23 protein-coding genes and 1 tRNA gene are annotated in these 21,906 nt (G+C 63.9%); 16 read left to right on the forward strand and 8 right to left on the reverse strand.

All coding sequences use genetic code 11. From position 1 onward, the window contains the following. Nucleotides 1-28: 28 nt before the first annotated feature. Nucleotides 29-1,423 carry an argininosuccinate lyase gene (gene argH / locus APH44_RS05045; protein ID WP_054891612.1) on the reverse strand — a complete coding sequence of 465 codons (1,395 nt, stop codon included), beginning with the start codon at nucleotides 1,421-1,423 and terminating at the stop codon, nucleotides 29-31. Nucleotides 1,424-1,733: 310 nt separating this feature from the next. Here argH and APH44_RS05050 point away from each other — a divergent pair, with 310 nt between their 5' ends. The 7 genes from APH44_RS05050 (at nucleotide 1,734) to APH44_RS05080 (ending at nucleotide 8,140) form a co-directional block, all read left to right on the forward strand. Continuing rightward, nucleotides 1,734-2,474 (forward strand): LytTR family DNA-binding domain-containing protein, encoded by a 741-nt coding sequence (locus APH44_RS05050; RefSeq protein ID WP_054891613.1) that lies wholly within the window; start codon nucleotides 1,734-1,736, stop codon nucleotides 2,472-2,474. 115 nt (nucleotides 2,475-2,589) lie between these two features. After that, nucleotides 2,590-3,531, forward strand: a complete 942-nt coding sequence (gene hemC / locus APH44_RS05055) for a hydroxymethylbilane synthase (RefSeq protein WP_054891614.1) — start codon at nucleotides 2,590-2,592, stop codon at nucleotides 3,529-3,531. Then, nucleotides 3,528-4,295, forward strand: a complete 768-nt coding sequence (locus APH44_RS05060) for a uroporphyrinogen-III synthase (RefSeq protein ID WP_054891615.1) — start codon at nucleotides 3,528-3,530, stop codon at nucleotides 4,293-4,295. The genes hemC and APH44_RS05060 overlap by 4 nt, the downstream gene beginning before the upstream one ends. Before the next feature lie 46 nt (nucleotides 4,296-4,341). Next, nucleotides 4,342-5,442 (forward strand): uroporphyrinogen-III C-methyltransferase, encoded by a 1,101-nt coding sequence (locus APH44_RS05065; protein WP_054891616.1) that lies wholly within the window; start codon nucleotides 4,342-4,344, stop codon nucleotides 5,440-5,442. Next, the gene (locus tag APH44_RS05070) at nucleotides 5,439-6,680 is read left to right on the forward strand and encodes a heme biosynthesis HemY N-terminal domain-containing protein (protein WP_054891617.1); all 1,242 of its coding nucleotides are present in this window, start codon (nucleotides 5,439-5,441) and stop codon (nucleotides 6,678-6,680) included. The genes APH44_RS05065 and APH44_RS05070 overlap by 4 nt, the downstream gene beginning before the upstream one ends. 267 nt (nucleotides 6,681-6,947) lie before the next feature. Beyond that, nucleotides 6,948-7,448 carry a disulfide bond formation protein B gene (locus tag APH44_RS05075; protein WP_054891618.1) on the forward strand — a complete coding sequence of 167 codons (501 nt, stop codon included), beginning with the start codon at nucleotides 6,948-6,950 and terminating at the stop codon, nucleotides 7,446-7,448. 221 nt (nucleotides 7,449-7,669) lie between these two features. Further along, nucleotides 7,670-8,140 (forward strand): Rsd/AlgQ family anti-sigma factor, encoded by a 471-nt coding sequence (locus tag APH44_RS05080; RefSeq protein WP_054891619.1) that lies wholly within the window; start codon nucleotides 7,670-7,672, stop codon nucleotides 8,138-8,140. 9 nt (nucleotides 8,141-8,149) lie between these two features. On the opposite strand, the gene APH44_RS05085 is transcribed toward APH44_RS05080, so the two are convergent. Further along, a complete protein-coding gene (locus APH44_RS05085; RefSeq protein ID WP_054891726.1) occupies nucleotides 8,150-8,815 on the reverse strand; it encodes an FKBP-type peptidyl-prolyl cis-trans isomerase in 666 nt (221 codons plus the stop codon). A gap of 225 nt (nucleotides 8,816-9,040) precedes the next feature. Here APH44_RS05085 and APH44_RS05090 point away from each other — a divergent pair, with 225 nt between their 5' ends. Then, the gene (locus APH44_RS05090) at nucleotides 9,041-10,156 is read left to right on the forward strand and encodes an AlgP family protein (protein ID WP_054891620.1); all 1,116 of its coding nucleotides are present in this window, start codon (nucleotides 9,041-9,043) and stop codon (nucleotides 10,154-10,156) included. Here APH44_RS05090 and APH44_RS05095 read toward each other — a convergent pair. Further along, complete coding sequence (locus APH44_RS05095; RefSeq protein WP_054891727.1) at nucleotides 10,132-10,614, reverse strand: TIGR02444 family protein; 483 nt, start codon at nucleotides 10,612-10,614, stop codon at nucleotides 10,132-10,134. The two genes, APH44_RS05090 and APH44_RS05095, sit on opposite strands and share 25 nt — an antisense overlap. Before the next feature lie 70 nt (nucleotides 10,615-10,684). Here APH44_RS05095 and APH44_RS05100 point away from each other — a divergent pair, with 70 nt between their 5' ends. The 5 genes from APH44_RS05100 to APH44_RS05120 all read left to right on the forward strand — a co-directional run bounded on the left by APH44_RS05100 (nucleotide 10,685) and on the right by APH44_RS05120 (nucleotide 15,034). Next, nucleotides 10,685-12,595 (forward strand): ATP-binding cassette domain-containing protein, encoded by a 1,911-nt coding sequence (locus APH44_RS05100; protein WP_054891621.1) that lies wholly within the window; start codon nucleotides 10,685-10,687, stop codon nucleotides 12,593-12,595. Next, complete coding sequence (locus tag APH44_RS05105) at nucleotides 12,595-13,182, forward strand: mechanosensitive ion channel family protein (RefSeq protein WP_054891622.1); 588 nt, start codon at nucleotides 12,595-12,597, stop codon at nucleotides 13,180-13,182. The genes APH44_RS05100 and APH44_RS05105 overlap by 1 nt, the downstream gene beginning before the upstream one ends. Before the next feature lie 133 nt (nucleotides 13,183-13,315). Further along, complete coding sequence (locus tag APH44_RS05110) at nucleotides 13,316-13,948, forward strand: LysE family transporter (RefSeq protein ID WP_054891623.1); 633 nt, start codon at nucleotides 13,316-13,318, stop codon at nucleotides 13,946-13,948. Between the two features lie 134 nt (nucleotides 13,949-14,082). Beyond that, nucleotides 14,083-14,325, forward strand: a complete 243-nt coding sequence (locus tag APH44_RS05115; RefSeq protein WP_054891624.1) for a DUF2789 domain-containing protein — start codon at nucleotides 14,083-14,085, stop codon at nucleotides 14,323-14,325. A 70-nt stretch (nucleotides 14,326-14,395) separates the two neighbouring features. Beyond that, nucleotides 14,396-15,034: a hypothetical protein gene (locus APH44_RS05120; RefSeq protein ID WP_054891625.1), complete on the forward strand. Its 639-nt coding sequence runs from the start codon at nucleotides 14,396-14,398 to the stop codon at nucleotides 15,032-15,034. A gap of 9 nt (nucleotides 15,035-15,043) precedes the next feature. On the opposite strand, the gene APH44_RS05125 is transcribed toward APH44_RS05120, so the two are convergent. From APH44_RS05125 to APH44_RS05145, 5 genes are all read right to left on the reverse strand, one after another. Further along, nucleotides 15,044-15,481, reverse strand: a complete 438-nt coding sequence (locus APH44_RS05125) for a CBS domain-containing protein (protein ID WP_054891626.1) — start codon at nucleotides 15,479-15,481, stop codon at nucleotides 15,044-15,046. A 156-nt stretch (nucleotides 15,482-15,637) separates the two neighbouring features. Next, the gene (locus APH44_RS05130; protein ID WP_054891627.1) at nucleotides 15,638-17,368 is read right to left on the reverse strand and encodes a dipeptidase; all 1,731 of its coding nucleotides are present in this window, start codon (nucleotides 17,366-17,368) and stop codon (nucleotides 15,638-15,640) included. Between the two features lie 156 nt (nucleotides 17,369-17,524). Further along, a tRNA-Arg gene (locus tag APH44_RS05135) sits at nucleotides 17,525-17,601 on the reverse strand. Between the two features lie 131 nt (nucleotides 17,602-17,732). Beyond that, on the reverse strand, nucleotides 17,733-17,978 hold the full coding sequence (locus tag APH44_RS05140) for a DUF3077 domain-containing protein (protein ID WP_054891628.1): 246 nt from the start codon (nucleotides 17,976-17,978) through the stop codon (nucleotides 17,733-17,735). Nucleotides 17,979-17,988: 10 nt separating this feature from the next. Continuing rightward, complete coding sequence (locus tag APH44_RS05145; protein ID WP_054891629.1) at nucleotides 17,989-18,237, reverse strand: hypothetical protein; 249 nt, start codon at nucleotides 18,235-18,237, stop codon at nucleotides 17,989-17,991. Nucleotides 18,238-18,946: 709 nt separating this feature from the next. Here APH44_RS05145 and APH44_RS05150 point away from each other — a divergent pair. The 3 genes from APH44_RS05150 to APH44_RS05160 all read left to right on the forward strand — a co-directional run bounded on the left by APH44_RS05150 (nucleotide 18,947) and on the right by APH44_RS05160 (nucleotide 21,818). Continuing rightward, nucleotides 18,947-19,696, forward strand: coding sequence for a GntR family transcriptional regulator (locus APH44_RS05150; protein WP_054891630.1), 750 nt, complete (start codon nucleotides 18,947-18,949; stop codon nucleotides 19,694-19,696). Beyond that, entirely contained in the window at nucleotides 19,693-21,417 is a 1,725-nt protein-coding gene (locus APH44_RS05155) for a fumarate reductase/succinate dehydrogenase flavoprotein subunit (protein WP_054891631.1), read from the forward strand. Before APH44_RS05150 ends, APH44_RS05155 begins: the two co-directional genes overlap by 4 nt. A 155-nt stretch (nucleotides 21,418-21,572) precedes the next feature. Then, nucleotides 21,573-21,818, forward strand: coding sequence for a ferredoxin family protein (locus tag APH44_RS05160; RefSeq protein ID WP_008096634.1), 246 nt, complete (start codon nucleotides 21,573-21,575; stop codon nucleotides 21,816-21,818). Nucleotides 21,819-21,906 lie beyond the last annotated feature (88 nt).

Below are 21,906 nucleotides of genomic sequence, written 5' to 3' on the forward strand. Positions count from 1 at the left end.
ATTCGAGGGCGCGGCCCTTGGTACGCGCTTAGCGGGAAGCCAGCAGCGCCTTGCCGCGCGCCACCGCTGCACGCACTTGTGCCGGCGCGGTGCCGCCGATGTGGTTGCGCGCGTTCACCGAGCCTTCCAGGGTGAGTACGGCAAACACATCCTGCTCGATCTGGTCGCTGAACTGACGCAGCTCGTCCAGGCTCATCTCGGCCAGGTCCTTGCCGGTGTCGACGCCGTACTTCACGGCGTGCCCGACAATCTCGTGGCAGTCGCGGAATGGCAGGCCGCGGCGCACCAGGTAGTCGGCAAGGTCGGTGGCGGTGGAGAAACCACGCAGCGCCGCTTCACGCATGATTGCGTGCTTGGGCTTGATCGCCGGGATCATGTCGGCAAAGGCACGCAGCGAGTCGCGCAGGGTGTCGGCGGCGTCGAACAGCGGTTCCTTGTCTTCCTGGTTATCCTTGTTGTAGGCCAGCGGCTGGCCTTTCATCAGCGTGAGCAGGCCGGTCAGGGCGCCGAACACGCGGCCGGTCTTGCCACGCACCAGCTCCGGGACGTCCGGGTTCTTCTTCTGCGGCATGATCGAGCTACCGGTGCAGAAGCGATCAGGCAGGTCGATGAACTGGAACTGCGCACTGGTCCACAGCACCAGCTCTTCGGAGAAGCGCGACAGGTGCATCATCGCCACGCTGGCGGCCGCACAGAATTCGATGGCGAAGTCACGGTCCGAGACGCCGTCCAGCGAGTTGCCGGCCACGGCTTCGAAGCCCAGCAGCTTGCAGGTCAGTTCACGGTCGATCGGGTAGGTGGTACCGGCCAGCGCTGCGCTGCCCAGCGGCATGCGGTTGGCGCGCTTGCGGCAGTCGACCAGGCGCTCGTAGTCGCGGCTGAGCATTTCGAACCAGGCCAGCAGATGGTGGCCGAAGGTCACCGGCTGGGCGGTCTGCAGGTGGGTGAAGCCGGGCATGACGGTTTCGGCTTCGCGCTCGGCCTGCTCCAGCAGACCCTGTTGCAGGCGGGTGATCTCGTTCAGGATCAGGTCGATCTCGTCACGCAGCCACAGGCGGATGTCGGTGGCGACCTGGTCGTTGCGGCTACGACCGGTGTGCAGTTTCTTGCCGGTGATACCGATGCGGTCGGTCAGGCGTGCCTCGATGTTCATGTGCACGTCTTCGAGGTCGACACGCCAGTCGAACTGACCCGCTTCGATTTCACCCTGGATGGTCTTCAGGCCATCGATGATGGTGTCGCGCTCGGCGTCGGAGAGTACGCCGACCTGCGCCAGCATGGTGGCGTGGGCGATCGAACCCATGATGTCGTGACGGTACAGGCGCTTGTCGAAATCGACCGAGGCGGTGAAACGGGCGACGAAGGCGTCGACGGGCTCACTGAAGCGGCCGCCCCAGGACTGGTTGGTCTTGTCGGTGCTCATGGATCCACTCATAGAAGGCGTGAATGAAAAAGTGGCGCCGATCATAGCAGGGTTGGGCTTCGCTAAGCAGGGCGCCGGTCGCGAGAAAATTGCCGGTCTACGCCGGGTGGCGGGCGCCACAGGATATTCAACGATTGAACGGCAGTGTTCCACGGACCGTCTACAGTTGGACAGAGGACTGGCAGCGATTCTGCCAGGCCAGTGAATCTTTGGCCTTCGCATGGGTCTGTAGCGTGACCGTTACAACGGTCACCGACTCCTGTCTACGCTTGTACCCACTGCGAGACTCACTCAGGAATCCAGCGCAATTATGAATGTCCTGATCGTTGATGATGAACCCCAGGCCCGCGAGCGCCTGAGCCGACTGCTTGGTGAGCTCGAGGGCTATACGGTGCTTGAGCCCAGTGCCACCAATGGCGAGGAGGCCCTGGCGCTGATCGATAGCCTCAAACCCGATGTCGTCCTGCTGGACACCCGCATGCCGGGCCTCGATGGCCTGCAGGTGGCGGCGCGTCTGTGCGAACGCGAGGCGCCACCGGCGCTGGTGTTCTGCCTCGATGACGACGAGCAGGAGGCATTCAGCCAGAGCGCCCTCAGCCATGTAGGTCGCACGACCCAGCCCCAGGCCCTGCGCGATGCCCTGCGCAAGGCGGAAAAACCCAACCGCACCCAGCTCGCCGCCCTGACCCGCCCGTCCACCGAAAGCGGAGGCGGCCCGCGCAGTCATATCAGTGCGCGAACGCGCAAGGGTATCGAGCTGATTCCCCTGCCCCAGGTGATCTACTTCATTGCCGACCACAAGTACGTGACCTTGCGCCACGAGTCTGGCGAAGTGCTGCTGGACGAGCCGCTGAAATCGCTGGAAGACGAATTCGGCGAGCGCTTCGTGCGTATCCATCGCAACGCCCTGGTGGCCCGCGAGCGTATCGAGCGCCTGCAGCGCACACCGCTGGGGCATTTCCAGCTGTTTCTCAAAGGCCTCGACGGCGATGCCCTGACTGTCAGCCGCCGGCATGTGGCCGGTGTGCGCAAGATGATGCAGACGCTCTGACCGAGGTGAATGCCGGCCGCTGCCAGGGATGGCGGGCCAGGTGATGACCTGGATCTGCTAGCGAGGCTGGCGGAGCTGTTATCATCGGCGGCATTTCTCTGCTTCGGGGCGTTACATGTCCACTCGCGAAATCCGCATTGCTACCCGTAAAAGTGCCCTGGCCCTGTGGCAGGCCGACTATGTCAAAGCTCGCCTTGAGCAGGCCCATCCGGGCCTGGTCGTGACCCTGGTGCCGATGGTCAGCCGCGGCGACAAGCTGCTCGACTCGCCCCTGGCGAAAATCGGCGGCAAGGGCCTGTTCGTCAAGGAACTGGAAACCGCCCTGCTCGACAACGAAGCCGATATCGCCGTGCATTCGATGAAGGATGTGCCCATGGACTTCCCCGAAGGCCTGGGCCTGTACTGCATCTGCGAGCGCGAAGACCCGCGCGACGCCTTCGTTTCCAACACGTTCGACAGTCTTGAGGCGCTGCCGGCCGGCAGCGTCGTCGGCACCTCCAGCCTGCGCCGCCAGGCCCAGTTGCTGGCGCGCCGCCCTGATCTGGAAATCCGCTTTCTGCGCGGCAACGTCAATACCCGCCTGGCCAAGCTCGACGCCGGTGAGTACGACGCCATCATCCTGGCTGCCGCAGGCTTGATCCGCCTGGGCTTCGAAGACCGCATCACCTCCAGCATCAGTGTCGATGACAGCCTGCCGGCCGGTGGCCAGGGTGCTGTCGGTATCGAGTGTCGCAGCGCCGACAGTGAGATCCACGCCTTGCTGGCGCCGCTCAACCACCCCGATACCGCTGACCGCGTGAAGGCCGAGCGGGCGATGAACAAGCACCTCAACGGTGGCTGCCAGGTACCGATCGCCTGCTATGCCGTGCTTGAAGACGATCAATTGTGGCTGCGTGGCCTGGTCGGCCAGCCCAGTGGCGGGACGTTACTGGTGGCAGATGCCCGCGCCCCGCGTGCCGCCGCCGAAACCCTGGGCGTGCAGGTGGCCGAGGACCTGCTGGGGCAGGGCGCCGAGGCGATCCTCAAGGAAGTCTACGGCGAGGCCGGCCATCCGTGAGCGGCTGGCGCCTGCTGCTGACCCGCCCCGAAGAGGAGTGCGCGGCTTTGGCGCAGAGCCTGGCTGCTGTCGGAATCGCCAGCAGCCGCTTGCCCTTGCTGGCGATCGACCCGCTGACCCTGGATCAAACGGCCCAGGCGCGACTGGCCGACATCGGCCAGTACCAGGCGATCATCGTGGTGAGCAAGCCCGCAGCGCGCCTGCTGCTCGAGCGGCTTGCCGACGAGGGCATCGCGGCGCCGCTCCAGGGCTGGTTCACTGTGGGGGAGGCGACGGCACGCATTCTCCAGGCTGCCGATCTGCAGGTGGCTTTCCCTGCAGCGGGTGATGACAGCGAGGCCTTGCTCGGTCTATCTGTCCTGCGAGAGGCTGTCGCAGTTCCTACAGCACGCGTCCTGATTGTCCGCGGTGTCGGTGGTCGTGAATGGCTGGCCGAGCGTCTTGGTGAGCAAGGTGCTAGTGTCGATTATCTGGAACTGTATGAACGTCGCCTGCCGGATTATCCCCCAGGCAGCCTGATGCGCCGGATCCAAGCGGAACGCCTGAACGGGCTGGTGGTCAGCAGTGGGCAGGGTTTCGAACACCTGCTCCAGCTGGCCGGTGCGGATTGGCCGCGTCTGGCGGGGCTTGCGCTGTTCGTGCCAAGCCCGCGCGTGGCCGAACAGGCCAGGGCGGCAGGCGCCCAACAGGTTGTGGATTGCCGTGGCGCGAGCGCCGCGGCCTTGCTGGCAGCCGTGCAGCGCAGCGCTGCACCTGCCTCCTAAGGCGTCGAGCGGATTGCGACGACGCCCCCATGCAAAGGATGGATACGTGAGCGAGACTGTCTTGTCCAACAACGAACAACCTTCGGCGATCGATGCGCCGCAGACTCCCGTCGAGCAGCCGGCCAAGCGTGCCGGCAATGGCCTGGCCCTGCTGGCGCTGTTGATCGGGGCCGCCGGTGTGGCCGTCGGTGGTTGGGGCGCATGGCAGGTGCGCCAACTGCAAGGCAGCGAGCAGGGTCAGGGCGAGCATATCGAGGCGCTGAACCAGCGCGCCGAAGCGCTGCAACAACGCCAGCAGCAATTCGGCTCGCAACTCGCGACCTTGCCCGCAGCCAGCGAACTCGAAGACCGCCGCCGCCTGGTGGCACAGTTGCAGAGTGACCAGCAAAGGCTCAGCCAGCGCCTGGAAACCGTGCTTGGCGAAAGCCGCAAGGAGTGGCGTCTGGCCGAGGCCGAGCATCTGTTGCGCCTGGCGACCCTGCGCCTGTCGGCGCTGCAGGACATCGCCAGTGCCAAGGCGTTGGTCGAAGGTGCCGACGAGATCCTGCGCGAGCAGAGCGATCCGGGCGCCTTCGCGGCGCGCGAGCAACTGGCGCGCAGCCTGGCGACGCTCAACAGCACCCAGCAACCCGACCGTACCGGATTGTTCCTCAAGCTCGCCGCCCAGCGCGAGCAGGTACAGCAACTGAGTGCCCAGTCGCCTGAATTCAACAGCGATGCCGATGCCCTTGGTGCGCTGACCGCCGACGGCGATGGTGCAAGCCGCCTGTCCCGGTGGTGGGCAGAGATTTCCAAGTACTTCCAGATCGATTTCGACGCCGACCAGAACGTACGCCCGTTGCTGGCCGGGCAATCGCTCAACCAGCTGCGTCTCGCGTTGAGCCTCACCATCGAGCAGGCCCAGTGGGCGGCGCTCAATGGCCAGGCCAAGGTTTACAGCCAGGCGCTGGACGATGCGCGAAGCGTGCTGCTGGCCAACTTCAACCCGGACAACCCGCAAAGCAAGGCCATGCTCGACAGCCTCAACGCACTGGCCGAGCAGCCCGTCTCGGTGGTCGTGCCTGACCTGAGCGAAAGCCTCGCCGCTGTGCAGGCCTATATCCAGCGGCGCCATCTGCCGGCCGAAGGCGAAGGGGGCAAGCCATGAAGCGTGTCTACCTGCTGGCGGTGGTGGCGATCGTCATCGCCGCGGCCTTGGGCGTCGCCATCGCCAAGCACAGTGGCTATGTGCTGATCGCCTATGGCGGCTTCCGTTACCAGTCAGGGCTGTGGGCGGCGCTCGCGGCACTGGTGGTGCTGGTGCTGGCGCTGCTGTTGCTGCGTTACCTGGTCGGCTTGGTGCTGGCCTCCAGCGGGGTGGTCAACCCTTGGTCGCGGCGCAATCGCAGCCGACGTGTGCGTGTCGCCATCGAGCAGGGCCAACTGGACCTCGCCGAAGGTCGTTGGGCCAGCGCTCAGCGCCACCTGCACCGCGCCGCCGAAGCCGAGCGTCAACCCTTGCTCTACTATCTCGGCGCCGCCCGCGCGGCCAACGAGCAGGGGCGCACCGAAGACAGCGACAACCTGCTCGAGCGTGCCTTGGAGCGTCAGCCCCAGGCGGAGCTGGGTATCGCCCTGACCCATGCGCAGCTGCAGATGGACCGCGGCGACAGTGACGGTGCCTTGGAAACCCTGCTGGCGATGCAGGCACGGCATCCGCACAACGCCCAGGTGCTGCGTTTGCTGCAGCGTCTGCACCGAGATCGCGGTGACTGGCCGGCGTTGATCCGCCTGCTGCCAGACCTGCGCAAGGGCAAGGTGCTGCCGGGCAACGAGCTGGCGGAGCTGGAGCAGCGTGCCTGGGGCCAGAACCTGACGCTGGCCGCAACCCGGGGCGAGGACTCTCAAGCCGCCCGCCAGTCGCTGGAGCGCGCCTGGCAACAGCTCACCTCGGCCCAGCGCCAGGAGCCACAACTGGTGCTGGCCTATGCCGAGCAATTGCGCCAGGTCGGCGCCCAGGGTGAAGCCGAGCAGGTGCTGCGTACTGCGCTGAAGCGTCAGTTCGAAAGCCACCTGGCGCGCCTTTATGGCCTGGTGCGCGGCGATGACCCGGCGCGCCAATTGCAGACCGCCGAAGGCTGGCTCAAGGATCATCCCCAAGACCCCAGCTTGCTGCTTACCTTGGGTCGCCTGAGCCTGCAGAACCGCCTATGGGGCAAGGCGCGCGACTACCTCGAAAGCAGCCTGCGCATGGAGCGCAACCCGGAAACCTGCGCCGAGCTTGCGCGGTTGTTGGCTGGCTTGGGCGAGACCGAGCGCAGCAACCAGCTGTTCCAGGAGGGCCTTGGCCTACTGGACGAGCGCTTGCTGGCCTTGCCGTTGCCTGAGGGTGTGCCCGCTTCCTGAGCTCGCCTGGGCCATTGCGTAGCCCGATCGCAACACAAGGCAGTACCCGCTGCCTTGTGTTGCGATCGGGCACATCCAATGGGCTATTTCCCCTGGCAGTGGCAGGACGGAGTCTGCCCAGTGGCGAAGCTTCGGATATCTCCTACCAAGATCCGAAAACTTTCCCTTTGAATCAGCGACTTGTCCCAGCTGTAGTAACTTGAAACAGTGATCCTCTTTCCTCTACCGTTTCAAGCCCCTACTGCTCTTCCGGGATTTCCATCACTCATGTCGCTGGCTCGCTCGCGCTCTTTGTTCTTTGCAGCCTTCCTCGCCTCGCTCGCCACCTTGAGCGGGGCGAGTTTGCTTGAGAACTGGCTCGGCCTGGTTCCGTGCCCCCTGTGCCTGACCCAGCGCCTGTTGCTGTGGCTCTACGCCCTGGTCTGCCTGTGCGCCATGCTGCATGCCCCGGGCGCAGCCGGCATGCGTGCCTATGCGTGGCTGGCAGGTGGTTTTTCCTGTACTGGTGTCGCCCTGGCGTCACGACAGGTGTGGCTGCAAGGTGAGTGGCTTGCGGTTACCCCCGAACCTTTCGCGCAGACACTCCAGCGCTCCTGGCCAGAGGCGTTGGAGCGTCTGCTGATCGGCGGCTCCGAATGTGTTTCGATTAGCTGGAGCTTCCTCGACCTCACGCTCCCCGAATGGAGCCTGATGGCCTTCCTGCTGCTGGCGGCGCTGCCCTTGTACTACCTGCTGGCGTATCGTTTCCGCAACCCTGGCGGCAGTTGACCCAGCGCAATTGCGCGACCAATGGTCCCGTGCACGGGCATCAAACGCTTGTATGAACTTAGTCCACTGCGTACCTTGATGGTCAGCACGCGCGGGAATAATCTCCCGTGCACGCACATTGAAAACATACGGTTCGATGCCGCTCTGCGGATGTCACCTTTGTGTCGCGTAGTTGTGACGCGAGGTGCAGCGGCATCTGCCCAGCTAGGGATGAGACTGCCATGCTCGATAGTTGCCAGAACGCCCAGGAACGATGGGGCGGGGTTCACAAGCTGATCGACCGTTGGCTGGAGGAGCGTCATGAACTGGTGCAGGCCTTCCGCGCGCTGCGCGATGCCAAGCCAGCCTTCGCCGACAAGGACAAGAACCGCGACTTCTGCGCGGTCCTGGTTGACTACGTGTCGGCCTGGCATTTCGAGGTCAGCGAGCAGTTGGTCACTGAAGCAAAGGCTTTCGGCGACCAGCAGGCGCTCAAGCTGGCCGAGGAAATCAACCCCCGGATCAATGACATCACCCAGATCGCTCTGGCTTTCAATGACCATTGCGAGAAAGGCGAGTGCACGGATACCGAGCGTTTCGCCGATAAGCTCGGCAAGCTGGGCGGCCTGATGCATGAGCGCTTCGAGCTCGAAGACTGCCTGATCGAAGTGCTGCACAACGCGCACAAGGAAGAGGGCGCGGTACAGGCCTGACGGCCTGTCTCAGTCGCCAACTGCCAGCAGTTCGATCTCGAACACCAGCGGGGTATAGGGCGCGATCAGGTCGCCCGCCCCATCGGCGCCATAAGCCTGCGCCGACGGAATCACCAGTCGCCACTTGGCGCCTGCCTTCATGTGTGGCAATGCCACCTGCCATCCTTCGATCACCGAGCCCAGGCTGAACCACTGCGGTTGCTGGCTCTGGTCGAACACCGAGCCGTCCGGCAGCTTGCCGACATACCGAACCTGCACTTTCCCACCCGCCTTGGGTTGCGCGCCGCTGCCGCTGGCCAGCTCGCTGTAGAGCACACCCTCAGGCAGTTCGTGCACGCCGCTGCGGGCGCGTTCGTTGGCCATGAAGCGTTTTTCTGCGACCAGCAGCTTGTCGACCTGCGCCTGCTGTGCGGCAGCGTTGGCTTGCTCGTCATGCTGTTGGAGGATCGCCTGCATGCGCGTCTTGTCGATGCGCGGCGGCTGGCCTTGGTAGGCCTGGCGCAGGCCCTCGACCAGCGCATCGAGCTGCAGGTCGGGGATCTCCTGGCGCAGACGTTCGCCAAGGCTTGCGCCCAAGCTGTAGGCCAGGTCCTGGTCATTGGCGGGGGGCGTTTGAGGGGCGGCCAGGGCAGAGGCTGCCAACAGGCTCAAGCCGAGAATCAGATAACGAGGCACGGGCAACTCCTGCGGCGATGAAGGCGAAGTATGCCAGCCTTTGTTGTCGGCCAATGTGTAAATGTCGGCAATCATTTAATCGACTACTACACTTGCACCGAGCTGCAAGATAACAACTTTGCCCAGGCATGCAACGCGGCGCAAACAATACTGTCAACATGCCCTAGCGGCGGTAGCAGCAGAAGCATAGTATGAGCCGCAATCTCGTCAGCCAGGAGGTAAGCCATGTCGGCCAAAAAGAAGCCCGTCAGTACGCCGTTGCATCTGCTCCAGCAACTTTCCGGTAGCCTGCTCGAACATCTGGAAGAGGCTTGCTCGCAAGCGCTGGCGGATGCAGAGAAACTGCTCGCCAAGTTGGAAAAACAACGCGGCAAGGCGCAGGAGAAACTGCACAATGCCCGCCTGAAGTTGCAGGACTCTGCCAAGGCAGGCAAGGCCAAGGCACAAAGCAAGGCCCAGGGGGCAGTCGGTGAACTTGAAGCACTTCTCGATTCGCTGAAAGATCGCCAGACCCAGACGCGAACCTATATTCAGCAACTCAAGCGTGATGCCCAGGAGAGTCTGAAACTGGCCCAGGGTGTTGGCAAGGTGCGTGAAGCCGCTGGCAAGGCACTCGGCCTGCGTGCGGCAGCCAAGCCTGCGACCAAGGCTGCTGCAAAACCTGCTGCAAAACCTGCCACCAAGGTCGCGGCCGCCAAGCCTGCCACCAAGGCTCCTGCTGCCAAGCCCGCCGCCAAGGCACCAGTGAAAACCGCCGCTGCCAAGCCTGCTGCTAAAGCCGCCGCCAAACCGGCCGCTGCCAAGGCTCCGGCCAAAGCGGTAGCCGCCAAGCCTGCTGCGAAAACCGCTGCGGCCAAACCTGCTGCTACCAAAACCGCTGCCAAACCTGCTGCTGCCAAGGCCCCGGCCAAGCCAGCAGCCAAAGCAGCTGCGGCCAAACCTGCGACCAAGCCAGCTGCTGCCAAGCCGGTTGCCGCCAAATCAGCAGCCAAGCCAGCAACCGCTAAACCTGCTGCCAAGCCTGCTGCTGCCAAAGCTCCAGCCAAAGCCGCTGCCAAGCCGGTTGCAGCCAAGCCTGCAGCGGCTGCCAAACCAGCAGCTAAACCAGCAGCCAAGCCAGCGGCAGCCAAACCTGCCGTGAAGCCAGCAGCGGCAAAACCGGCTGCGAAACCAGCAGCCAAGCCCGCTGCGAAACCTGCCGCCAAGCCAGCTGCCACCAAGGCTCCTGCCAAGCCTGTCGAAGCCAAGCCCGCAGCTCCTGCTGCCAGCAGCACTCCGGCTTCTCCAGCGCCATCGGCTCCGGCCAGCACCCCGGCTCAGTCGCCGTCTTCGGCGTCCTGAAGCGCTCTGGCCGCGGCGCGCAGCTGATGCAGCGCGTCGTGGTCACGGGCCTGGTCCGGCGCTAGCCGCTCCAGCCAATCGTCGGCGTGTCCGTCCGGGCTCGCCGACCACTTTGCGGCGCACATCTGCAACCGCGCCAGCAAGGTTCGCTCCGCCTCCAGCTCCAGGCCTTTCACCTGCTCCCGTAATGCCGCCAGGTGCGGATCGCCTTGTGCCTGTGCACGCCACGCCTGACGCAGCGTGCGCAAGGGTGTAACCACCTCTTGCTGCCAGGGGCCGGCTACTTGCCGTAGTGCTTCCACCCGCCGCGCATCGGGGGCTACCCGCCGTGCCTGCAGCCAGGTGCCGCACAGCAGGAGGCAGACATCGCCGCCCAAGGCCTGCAAGGTCAGGCAGGCATTCTCGACCCCTGGACGGCCGTAGAGGGCCAGGGCGTGGTTCCACAATTCGCTGTGCATGATTCGACTCGCGCCAATGATCGAGTGGCCTGTGTGGGCCACCCGGAAGCTGATAGACTCCGCGACCATCATGATCAGACTATCCAACCTCACTTTACAGCGTGGTCCTCAGCGCTTGCTAGAAGGCGCCGAGATGACCTTGCACACCGGTCACAAGGCCGGCCTCATCGGCGCCAACGGTGCCGGCAAATCCAGCCTGTTCGCCCTGCTGCGCGGTGAGTTGTCGCCCGACGCCGGCGATTGCCAGATCCCCGCCGATTGGCGCATCGCCCACATGCGCCAGGAGGTCGACACCCTCGATCGCCTGGCGGTGGACTATGTGCTCGACGGCGACCTGCGCCTGCGCAAGGTCCAGGCTGACCTGGCTGCTGCCGAGCAGGCCCATGACGGCACGGCGCTGGCGCGCCTGCACAGTGAGCTGGACAGCGCCGACGGCTACACCGCCGACGCCCGCGCCCGCAAGCTGCTGGCCGGGCTGGGCTTCACCGCCGAGCAGATGGACCGCCGCGTCGGCGACTTCTCCGGTGGCTGGCGGATGCGCCTGAACCTGGCCCAGGCGCTGATGTGCCCGTCCGACCTGCTGTTGCTCGACGAGCCCACCAACCACCTGGACCTCGACGCGATCCTCTGGCTCGAAGACTGGCTCAAGGGCTATCCGGGCACGCTGCTGCTGATCTCCCACGACCGCGACTTCCTCGATGCCGTGGTCGACCATGTGCTGCATGTCGAACAGCGCAAGCTCAATCTCTACAAGGGCGGCTACAGCGCCTTCGAGCGCACCCGCGCCGAGCGTCTGGCGCAGCAGCAGCAGGCTTACGAGAAGCAGCAGGCGCAGCGCGCGCACATGGAAAAGTACATCGCCCGCTTCAAGGCCCAGGCCACCAAAGCCCGCCAGGCGCAGAGCCGGATCAAGGCCCTTGAGCGCATGGAGGAGCTGTCGGCAGCGCACGTCGACTCGCCGTTCGACTTCGTCTTCCGCGAAGCCCACAAGATCTCCAGCCCCCTGCTCGACCTCGCCGAAGGACGCCTGGGTTATGGCGACAAGACCATTCTCGAGAAGGTCAAGCTGCAGCTCACCCCCGGTGCGCGCATCGGCCTGCTCGGCCCGAACGGTGCCGGCAAGTCCACCTTGATCAAGAACCTGGCCGGCGAACTCGAACCGCTGTCCGGGCGCCTGGCGCGTGGCGAGAACCTCGCTGTCGGCTACTTCGCCCAGCATCAGCTCGACTCGCTGGACGACAAGGCCAGCCCGCTGCTGCATCTGCAGCGCCTCGCCCCGGCAGAGCGCGAGCAGACCCTGCGCGACTTCCTCGGCGGTTTCGACTTCCGTGGCGATCGCATCGACGAGCCGGTGGTCAACTTCTCCGGTGGCGAGAAGGCCCGCCTGGCCCTGGCACTGATCGCCTGGGAGCGGCCGAACCTGCTGCTGCTCGACGAACCGACCAACCACCTCGATCTCGAGATGCGCCTGGCCCTGACCATGGCGTTGCAGGAGTTCGCCGGTGCCGTGGTGGTCGTGTCCCACGACCGTCACCTGCTCAAGAGCACCACCAACGACTTCCTGCTGGTGGCCGATGGCAAGGTCGACACCTTCGATGGCGACCTGGACGACTACAGCCGCTGGCTGATCGACTACCGCCAGCGCACCGCCCCGGTCAGCAACACGTCGGTCAACCCGGACAAGACCGACAAGAAGGCCCAGCGCCAGGCCGCCGCCGCCCTGCGCCAGCAACTGGCACCGCACAAGAAGGCCGCCGACAAGCTGGAGACCGAACTGGGCCAGGTGCACACGCAACTGGCCGAGATCGAGACCGCGCTGGGCGACAGTGGCCTCTACGACGCCGCCCGCAAGGATGAGCTGCGCGACCTGCTGGCCCGCCAGACCAAGCTCAAGCAGCGCGAAGGCGAGCTTGAAGAGGCCTGGATGGAGGCGCTGGAAACGCTGGAAAGCATGCAGGCCGAGCTGGAGGCGCTGTCCTGATGGAGGAGCTGCGCTCGCTGTTGCCGGGGCAATGGATGGATGCGTTCTGGCTGGGCTTGCAGATCCTGCTGATCCTGGCGCTGGCCTTCGTGCTGCAGCGCGTTGTCGCCCGCACCTTGAGCCGTCTTGGCCAGCGCTACCCGCTGCCGCCGGAGCTGCTGGTGCCGGTGCGCGGCGGTTTACGCTGGCTGATCATGGGCAGTGCGCTGCTGTTCGTGCTGGAGCGCATGGGGGTGTCGGCCACGGTGTTGTGGACGGCGCTGTCGGGCTTCGTCGCGGTCGCGGCGGTGGCGTTCTTCGCGATCTGGAGCGTGCTGTCGAACCTGCTGTGCGCGGTGCTGATATTCACCGTCGGGCCGTTTCGCATTGGCGACGTGGTCGAGCTGGTCGATACCCTCGACAAGCCGGGGGTGAAGGGACGGGTGATCGCCATCAACCTGCTGTACACCACGCTGATGGAAACGCCGGAGGCGGGTGGGGCGCTCGTGCAGGTGCCCAACAGTCAGTTCTTCCAGAAGTCGGTGCGGCGCTGGCGAGGGACTGAGGTGCAGGGCGCCAACAACGGTACATCGGCCGAGACTGATTGAACCTCTGCCGACCCTGTCGCGGGGCCGGCCAAGGCACAGAAAAAACCAGGGCCTCGCCACAAATTCCACTGGTTATTTTTTCACCAAAACCTTAGCTTAACGTTTTGCAACATTCGTTCGAGCGAGGTGTGTGATGTCGATGGAAACCTGGTTGGCCTTCTTTGCCGCGTGCTGGGTCATCAGCCTGTCGCCGGGGGCCGGGGCCATCGCCTCTATGTCCAGCGGCCTGCAATACGGTTTCTGGCGTGGCTACTGGAACGCCCTGGGCCTGCAACTGGGCCTGATCGTGCAGATCGCCATCATCGCCGCCGGTGTCGGCGCGATCCTCGCCGCATCGGCTACGGCCTTCCAGATCATCAAGTGGTTCGGTGTCGCCTACCTCGTGTACCTGGCGTACCGGCAATGGCGTGCACTGCCGATGGACATGAGCGAAGAGTCTGCCGTGCGTCCCATCGGCAAGCCATTGAGCCTGGTGTTCCGGGGCTTTCTGGTCAACGTCAGCAACCCCAAGGCGCTGGTGTTCATGCTCGCGGTGTTGCCGCAGTTCATCGATCCGCACCAGCCACTGCTGGCGCAGTACCTGGCGATCACCGCGACCATGATCAGCGTCGACATGCTGGTGATGGCAGGTTATACCGGCTTGGCCTCGCGGGTGCTGCGCCTGTTGCGCACGCCGAAACAGCAGAAGCGCCTGAACCGTACCTTCGCGGGGCTGTTCATCGGTGCGGCGACCTTCCTCGCCACCTTGCGTCGCGCGCCGATCTGATCGTCCGGTCATGCCATGAAGGGGCCCACAGCGGCCCCTTTTTTCATGGTGCAGCGCATTCGATCGAGTCAGGGTGGGGTCTACGCTGTCTAGTGGTAGGCAATTCAAACCAGGCCAAGCCGGAGGCATGCACCATGGACGCACCGATTCATCCGTTCTCTGAAATCTTCAAGCAACTGGGCCTTGATGACGACCCGGTCGAGATCGACCGTTTCATCACTACCCACTCGCCGCTGGACGATGGCGTGAAACTGGTGGATGCGCCGTTCTGGAACGATTCCCAGCGCGCGTTCCTCAAGGAAAACTACATCGCCGATTCCGATTGGATAGTCATGATCGATCAACTGAACGAGGCGCTGCACCCACGCAAGCAATAAAGCGCCGAGCGGCACCTGATGGTTGATTTCAGCGTTGCTATGCTCAGGAAAACAAAAAGGGGATAGCGCGATGAAAGATCCCTACGCACCAGGCTTCTGGTGCACCGTGATGATCCTGGGCACCCTGACGGCTGGCTACTTCTACGGTATCCGGCACACCCATCAGATGAACCAGGCGGTGCAGTTTCTGTATGCCGCCGCTGCGGTCACCGCGGCGGTGGCCCTCTGCGGCCTGGCGTGGATCGCCTGGCAGCAGTTGCACCTGAACAAGCGTGAAGTGGCCCAGGGCCGAACGCTGGTGGCCATCTGGAACACCAAGGTCGCCCTGCGTCGGGTCGAAACGGTGTTCGACCGCTATTTCTGGGGCAGCTACTGGCATTCCGGACGCACCTTCGAGGAGGTCATGGGCGAGCTCAAGGGCACGCCGCTGGATCAGTGCCTTGACGCGCTCAAGCGCCAATGTCGAGCGCTGGACCGGGAGGTGCACGATCACCATCACCACTGGCTGGCCAATGCCCGCGACCTGTCGAGCGTGGCCACGGCCATGGCGCGCGAGCGGTATCAGCTCGACCTGTGCGACCCGCAGGGGCGTGACGGTGGTAATACCGCGGTGCTCAATCGTGACCTGGAGGTGTTGGTGTACACCTGGTCGGCGCGTCTGCGCAGCTTCGACCATCAGCTGGACGAGCTGGAGCGCGCCTACCACTGAACCGGCGGCTCATTCGCCGCGGATGTACTGTTCCAGTTGCAGGATCAGGTTGGCCTGTTCGGCAATGGTTTCCTTGACCAGGTCGCCGATCGACAGCAGGCCCAGCAGTTGGCCATTGTCGACCACCGGCAGGTGGCGCAGGTGACGGTTGGTCATCAGGTTCATGCAGTACTCAAGGTTCTGCTTGGGATCGACGGTGACCACCGGCGAACTCATGATCTCGCGTACGGGCGTGGCTGCCGACGATCGGCCCTTGAGCACCAGCTTGCGCGCATAGTCGCGTTCGCTGACGATGCCCACCACTTGTTTGTTCTCCACCACGGGCAGCGCGCCGATGTTCTTTTCTGCCAGCAGCTTCAGCGCGTCGAGCACCGAGTCGTCAGGCCCGATGGTGTAGACGGTCTGGTGCTGGGACTTGGTCTTGAGAATCTGTTCGACGTTCTTCATGGGGGCCTCGTGGGTGGAAAAAGCGCTGTCCTGGAATAAATAAAGCATCCGGGACCGCGCTCTGCACGGCAATGCAGGAAACGGCATCGAGGCGATTGAAAAACGTCATTGGTCGCAGCGCACGAGGGCCGACGGGCGGCCCTCGCCGGGATTCGCTCAGAGCTTGGGCATCTGCCCGATCCGCGCGACCATCTCGCTGATCACCTGCAGGTCGAGCATGAACTGCTCCACGGTCTTGAACTCGTTGTCGTTGTGGCCGGTGTACTTCACGCCGGGCATCGACAGGCCGAACTGTACGCCGTTGGGCAAGTCGTGCACCGAGGTGGCGCCAGCAGAGGTGCCGAACTCATGGGGCAGGCCGAGGTTCTCGGTGGCCACATCCAGCAGCGCCTTCACCCACTCGCCTTCGGGGTTGCGGTACATCGGCTCGTCCAGGGTGTACTCGAAGGCCACCGAGGTGTGGCTGGTACGCGCCCAATCACCGAGCTTGTCAGCCAATTCGTCCTTGATCGTGTCGATCGGCTTGCCTTTGGGGATGCGCAGGTTCACCGCCAGCTTCAGGGCTTTCTGGTCCAGGCCGACGTAGGTCAGCGAGGCGGTCAGCGGCCCCATGAAATCGTCCTTGAAACCGACCCCCAGTTTGGTGCCCAGGTAGTCCAGCCCCCAGTTGTCGGCGGCGTAGCGGGCGGCATCGGTGATGTGGTTGTGCTTGAGCGGCACGCGATCGCCCAGGCCGTTGAGGAAGTCGAGCATGCGTGCCACCGGGTTGACCCCTGACTGTGGCGAGGAGGAGTGCGCGGAGACGCCGGTCACGGTCAGGATCACCTGCTTGCCGGAGACCACGGTGTCGATCTTGAAGTCCTTGCCGTTGGCCTTGCGGTACTCGTTGCCAGCCTTTTTCAGACGCCGGGCCAGATCGGCCGGATGGTCACCGATCAGCGTCGCCACCGAGGTGGTGGGGATCTGGTTGGTGGCCAGGCCGCCAGTGAGGTTGATCACCTCGGCGCCCTTGCCTTCACCCGCGCGCTTGCTGAAGCTGGCCATGACGGTGCCATAGCCCTTCTCGGCGATCACCACCGGGTAGCCGCCATCCAGCGCCAGGTTGTAGTCCGGTGTGGCGTTGCGGGCGAAGTAGTAGGGAATGGCGTCGCCGGAGGTTTCTTCGGTGGTATCCACCAACAGCTTGAACTGACGCGCCAGTGGCAGCTTCTCGTCCTTGGCGACCTTCAGTGCGTAGAGCGCGACGACGATGCCGTTCTTGTCATCCTCGGTGCCACGGCCGTACATGCGATCACCCACCAGGGTGACCTTGAACGGATCGAGGCGCGTGCCGTCCTCCAGCTTCCAGTTGTCCGGATTGACCGGCACCACGTCGGCGTGGGCATGGATGCCGATCACTTCCTTGCCTTCTCCGAGGGTGATCTCGTAGACGCGGTTGTCGATGTTGCGGAACTCAAGGCCGAAGCTTTCGGCCAGTGCCTTGATCTTGTCGGCGATCTTGTGGAATTCAGGGTTCTCGTGCTGTGGCAGGCCCTCGACCTGGAAGGTCGGGATCTCTACCAGCTCGCGCAGGGTCTCGGTGGCGGCCTTGCCGTACTTGATGCGGGTGTACAGGCCCAGCAGGCGATTGATTTCGTTCTGCTGCTCGGCGGCGAGCGGTTTGCCAGCGAGATAGGCCTTGAGGGTTTCGTCGAGCTTGTCGGCCTTGGCCAGTTCGCTGTTGGCCAGCTTGTCGATGAATTGCTTGAAGTCGGCCGGGTCGCTGCCATCGTAGGCCTTGAGGATGGCGGCAGACTGTTGCGGGTTGAGGTTGGCGTGGGCTGGGATGGTGAACAGCGCAAGGCTGGCGAGCATCACGGAGACGGCAGAAAGCTTGGGCAAGGGCATGGGTAAACGCATTCCTTCGCGAAGGGTTTGAAAGGGGTGTCCATTGGTAGGAAACATGCCCACGCTAACACCAATGGGCGGTGTCGGGGGAGGGGCGGGACGCGACATGGCGCACAAACGAAAAAGCCCCGGGAGATTTCCCAGGGCTTTCGGAGATGGCGCACTCGGCGGGATTCGAACCCACGACCCCTGCCTTCGGAGGGCAGTACTCTATCCAGCTGAGCTACGAGTGCAACGCGGCGCAATGATACCCATCTGCGCCGGAGGAGTCCATCGCCTTGATCCGTGGGTGTTTTTCCCGGGGGACCGGCGCTGCCTGCTTCGCGGGCAAACCCGCGAAGAGGTCACCAGAGTACTGGATGGCTCAATGCACGCTGTTGCGCGCTATCTCCAGATCATTCATCAACCCCTTGGCCAGGGCGCTGAGGTAGTGCAGTGCCGTTACTGCGGCAGGGCGCGCTTCTTCCTGGTCGCTCAGGTCACGGATGCAGCCGAGCACGACCGAGACTTCCTCCAGCACCCGCTCCAGCGGTACGCCGGGCTGCACCCTGAACATGTCCAGGAATGTGGCGATGCCAGCAGTGGTGTAGTGGTTCGATTGATCGTCCATGGACATTCCCTCAGATCCGGTTCAAGGCATGTTCAACCAGTGCCCGCGCGGTTTCGGCGCTTTGGGCAGCGTTGGCCAGCATGTTCAGGCCGGGCGCACCGGCGCAGGCGCGGCAATGCTCGTCGATGGTTTCGGCAACGCCGAGCAGCAGTGCGCTGGCGTGGGCCAGGGCGTCGGGGGCGATCATGTCGGTTTGGATGGAGAAGGCGGGATTGGTGATGAGGGTGAGGCGGGGTGGGTCGGGGACGCGTTTTTTCATGGCTACAGCTCCGTCTTGTTAGAGCTGCCGCAGATCCGTGGCTAAACGAATAGGTGGCAGCTGTACGCGGGTTAGCCAACCGGGAAGACGGCACCCGGCGCACCCGAAGGTGCCCCACGCACAGCCGCCATGAAGCACCAGGGCAATGCTCTGGAATAGTGGAGGCGAGGTGCGACCGTCTTTGATCCGAGTGGCTAAACCCGATCGTTGATTTGGCAACGACCGGGCGAGCCTAGGGCGCGCCGTAGGCCTCTCGCAATGGCTTGAGTGCGGCAAAAGTGTCTTTGGGAAATGGACTACGCGCAATGGGGAAAATCTGATGTAGGACTTGCTCGGGGCTAGGCTTCATTTTCGAAAAATGCAAAAGAAAGCTCGAAATTCCTTCTCGGATGACCGATGATCGCAGTACTACTCAGCCTCGTACGCAGCGATTCAGTTCACTGGCCGTTGAGGTGAAAAAACCGGCCTCGAGCCGGTTTTTTCGTTTCTGGGGTAGAAATTTTCGTGGTCTTTTTAAGTGCTGGAACGCCCTCGAGTTCCAAGGGCGTAGACGATGTCTTGGCTAGATGATGTGGGATTGGCCACCCTTCCAGCACATCACGATCCCGACTATCCATATGCCATATCGATATTTCACCAACCCCCCCTTATACCCCTATCCTCTGGTCACAACTTGTTATAACAAGTCAGCCGACTAGCGAAGAGACCCATGGCCGAACTGCTCCCCCTGTCCCCGGTACCGCTCTACACCCAGCTCAAGGAACTGCTGCGCGAGCGCATCCTCGATGGCACTTACCCGCCGCACAGCCGCATGCCGTCGGAAAGCGAGCTGGGCAAGGCGTTCGGGGTCAGTCGTATCACCGTGCGCCAGGCGCTGGGCGATCTGCAGAAAGAGGGGCTGATCTTCAAGATCCATGGCAAGGGCACTTTCGTCGCCAAGCCCAAGGCGTTCCAGAACGTCAGCACCCTGCAGGGCCTGGCCGAGTCGATGACGCAGATGGGCTATGAAGTGCTCAACCGACTGCGCAGCTTTCGCCATGTGCCGGCCACTGCGCTGGTGGCGGCGCGCTTGCAGGTCGAGGAGGGCAGCCTGGTCACCGAGATTCGCCGGGTGCGGCTGATCAACCGCGAGCCGATCTCGCTGGAGCTGACCTGGCTGCCCAAGCATGTCGGCGAAAAGCTGGAAAAGGCCGACCTGGTCACCCGCGACATCTTCCTGCTGCTGGAAAACGACTGTGGAATCGCCCTGGGCCATGCCGACCTTGCCATCGACGCGGTACTCGCCGACAGCGACCTGACCCAGGCGCTGGAAGTGGAAGAGGGCTCGCCGATCATGCGCATCGAGCGCCTGACCCACGCCGCCGATGGCACGCCGCTGGACTTCGAACACCTCTATTACCGCGGCGATGCCTTCCAGTACCGCCTGCGCATCGACCGCCAGAAAGGGGGCAAGGCATGAGCATCCAGACCCAGGACTACGACATCATCGTCATCGGCGGCGGCACCGCCGGGCCGATGGCGGCGATCAAGGCCAAGGAGCACGACAAGAGCTTGCGCGTGCTGTTGCTCGACAAGGCCAACGTCAAGCGCAGTGGCGCCATCAGCATGGGCATGGATGGCCTGAACAACGCGATCATCCCCGGCCACGCCACCCCTGAGCAGTACACCAAGGAAATCACCGTCGCCAACGATGGCATCGTCAACCAGGCCACGGTGCACGCCTATGCCACCAAGAGCTTCGAGACCATCGAGCAGCTCGACCGCTGGGGCGTGAAGTTCGAGAAGGACGAGACCGGCGACTACGCGGTGAAGAAGGTCCACCACATGGGCGCCTACGTGCTGCCAATGCCCGAAGGCCACGACATCAAGAAGGTGCTGTACCGCCAGCTCAAGCGCGCCCGTGTGGAAATCAGCAACCGCATGGTCTGCACCCGCGTGCTGCTTGACGCTGAAGGCGCTGCCGCCGGGGTGCTGGGCTTCGATTGCCGCAGCGGTGAGTTCCGCGTGGTGCGCGCCAAGGCGGTGATCCTTGCCTGCGGCGCGGCCGGGCGCCTCGGGCTGCCCTCGTCGGGCTACCTGATGGGCACCTACGAGAACCCGACCAACGCCGGCGACGGCTATGCCATGGCCTATCACGCCGGTGCAGAGCTGGCGAATCTCGAGTGCTTCCAGATAAACCCGCTGATCAAGGACTACAACGGTCCGGCCTGCGCCTACGTCACCGGCCCCCTGGGCGGCTACACCGCCAACAGCAAGGGCGAGCGCTTCATCGAATGCGACTACTGGAGCGGGCAGATGATGTGGGAGTTCCATCAGGAGCTCGAAGGCGGTAACGGCCCGGTATTCCTCAAGCTCGATCACCTGGCCGAGGAAACCATCCAGAACATCGAAGAGATCCTCCACAGCAACGAGCGCCCCAGCCGTGGCCAGTTCCACGCCGGGCGCGGCACCGACTACCGCCAGCACATGGTCGAGATGCACATCTCCGAAATCGGTTTCTGCTCCGGGCATTCGGCCTCGGGGGTGTGGGTCAACGAGAAGGCCGAGACCAGCGTCAAGGGCCTGTATGCCGCCGGTGACATGGCAGCGGTGCCGCACAACTACATGCTCGGTGCCTTCACCTACGGCTGGTTCGCCGGGATCAATGCCGCGCGTTACGTCGCCGGGCGCGAGCTGGCCGAGGTCGATGTCGCCCAGGTCGAGCGCGAGCAGGCGCGGGTGTTCGCGCCGCTGCAGCGCGAGCACGGCCTGCCGCCGGCGCAGGTCGAGTACAAGCTGCGGCGCATGGTCAACGACTACCTGCAGCCGCCGAAAGTGACCAAGAAAATGGAGATCGGCCTGACCCGTTTCGCCGAGATCGAGCGCGACCTCGAGCAGATGAAGGCCAGCAACCCTCATGAACTGATGCGAGCCATGGAAGTGAGCGTGATCCGCGACTGCGCCGAGATGGCGGCGCGGGCCTCGTTGTTCCGCCAGGAGAGCCGCTGGGGGCTGTACCACCACCGGGTGGATTTCCCCGAGCGCAACGATGCCGAGTGGTTCTGCCACTGCCATCTGAAGAAGGGTGAGGACGGCGAGATGACCAGCTTCAAGAAGCCGGTGGAGCCGTACCTGATTGCCCTGGATGCCGAGGAGCAGAGTGCCTACGACCGACTGCGGGTGAAGGCCGACGCCGCTTAGAGCGCCGCAAACCCTGTGGGAGCGGGCTTGCCCGCGAACCAGGGCGAAGCCCTGGCCATACCCGCAGTGACTTCTTCGCGGGCAAGCCCGCTCCTACAGGGGCCGTGGACACCGTTACAGAGATAGAGGGCCAAAGGCCCCGAGGACCCCGTGAAATGGCCTACCAACCCCAGGAAATCTTCTTTCGCAGCAGCGCCCCGGTCACCATCGACGAAGACAAGTGCATCGCTGAAAAAGGCTGCACCGTCTGCGTCGAGGTGTGCCCGATGGACCTGCTGGCCATCAACCCGGCCACGCAGAAGGCCTACATGGCCTTCGACGAGTGCTGGTACTGCATGCCCTGCGAAAAAGACTGCCCGACCGGCGCCGTGAAGGTGGATATCCCCTACCTGCTGCGCTGAAAACACCCCCGCCATCCGGCGAACCACCGGACGCCCCACACCGCAAGCCCCTCGTTTCCCACCACCCAAGCCTGGTGGCGGAGACGAT

The organism is Pseudomonas sp. NBRC 111143 (assembly GCF_001320965.1).
GTDB classification, from domain to species: Bacteria; Pseudomonadota; Gammaproteobacteria; order Pseudomonadales; family Pseudomonadaceae; genus Aquipseudomonas; species Aquipseudomonas machongensis.

Bases quoted from the DNA above. Each gene is read 5' to 3' on its own strand.
- APH44_RS05120 (WP_054891625.1), top strand. From the start codon at position 14,396: ATGAAAGATCCCTACGCACCAGGCTTCTGGTGCACCGTGATGATCCTG.
- APH44_RS05090 (WP_054891620.1), top strand. From the start codon at position 9,041: ATGTCGGCCAAAAAGAAGCCCGTCAGTACGCCGTTGCATCTGCTCCAG.
- hemC (WP_054891614.1), top strand. From the start codon at position 2,590: ATGTCCACTCGCGAAATCCGCATTGCTACCCGTAAAAGTGCCCTGGCC.
- APH44_RS05145 (WP_054891629.1), bottom strand. From the start codon at position 18,237: ATGAAAAAACGCGTCCCCGACCCACCCCGCCTCACCCTCATCACCAAT.
- APH44_RS05095 (WP_054891727.1), bottom strand. From the start codon at position 10,614: ATGCACAGCGAATTGTGGAACCACGCCCTGGCCCTCTACGGCCGTCCA.
- APH44_RS05100 (WP_054891621.1), top strand. From the start codon at position 10,685: ATGATCAGACTATCCAACCTCACTTTACAGCGTGGTCCTCAGCGCTTG.
- APH44_RS05080 (WP_054891619.1), top strand. From the start codon at position 7,670: ATGCTCGATAGTTGCCAGAACGCCCAGGAACGATGGGGCGGGGTTCAC.
- APH44_RS05125 (WP_054891626.1), bottom strand. From the start codon at position 15,481: ATGAAGAACGTCGAACAGATTCTCAAGACCAAGTCCCAGCACCAGACC.
- APH44_RS05155 (WP_054891631.1), top strand. From the start codon at position 19,693: ATGAGCATCCAGACCCAGGACTACGACATCATCGTCATCGGCGGCGGC.
- APH44_RS05140 (WP_054891628.1), bottom strand. From the start codon at position 17,978: ATGGACGATCAATCGAACCACTACACCACTGCTGGCATCGCCACATTC.
- APH44_RS05115 (WP_054891624.1), top strand. From the start codon at position 14,083: ATGGACGCACCGATTCATCCGTTCTCTGAAATCTTCAAGCAACTGGGC.
- APH44_RS05150 (WP_054891630.1), top strand. From the start codon at position 18,947: ATGGCCGAACTGCTCCCCCTGTCCCCGGTACCGCTCTACACCCAGCTC.
- APH44_RS05130 (WP_054891627.1), bottom strand. From the start codon at position 17,368: ATGCCCTTGCCCAAGCTTTCTGCCGTCTCCGTGATGCTCGCCAGCCTT.
- APH44_RS05070 (WP_054891617.1), top strand. From the start codon at position 5,439: ATGAAGCGTGTCTACCTGCTGGCGGTGGTGGCGATCGTCATCGCCGCG.
- APH44_RS05105 (WP_054891622.1), top strand. From the start codon at position 12,595: ATGGAGGAGCTGCGCTCGCTGTTGCCGGGGCAATGGATGGATGCGTTC.
- APH44_RS05110 (WP_054891623.1), top strand. From the start codon at position 13,316: ATGTCGATGGAAACCTGGTTGGCCTTCTTTGCCGCGTGCTGGGTCATC.
- argH (WP_054891612.1), bottom strand. From the start codon at position 1,423: ATGAGCACCGACAAGACCAACCAGTCCTGGGGCGGCCGCTTCAGTGAG.
- APH44_RS05050 (WP_054891613.1), top strand. From the start codon at position 1,734: ATGAATGTCCTGATCGTTGATGATGAACCCCAGGCCCGCGAGCGCCTG.
- APH44_RS05075 (WP_054891618.1), top strand. From the start codon at position 6,948: ATGTCGCTGGCTCGCTCGCGCTCTTTGTTCTTTGCAGCCTTCCTCGCC.
- APH44_RS05160 (WP_008096634.1), top strand. From the start codon at position 21,573: ATGGCCTACCAACCCCAGGAAATCTTCTTTCGCAGCAGCGCCCCGGTC.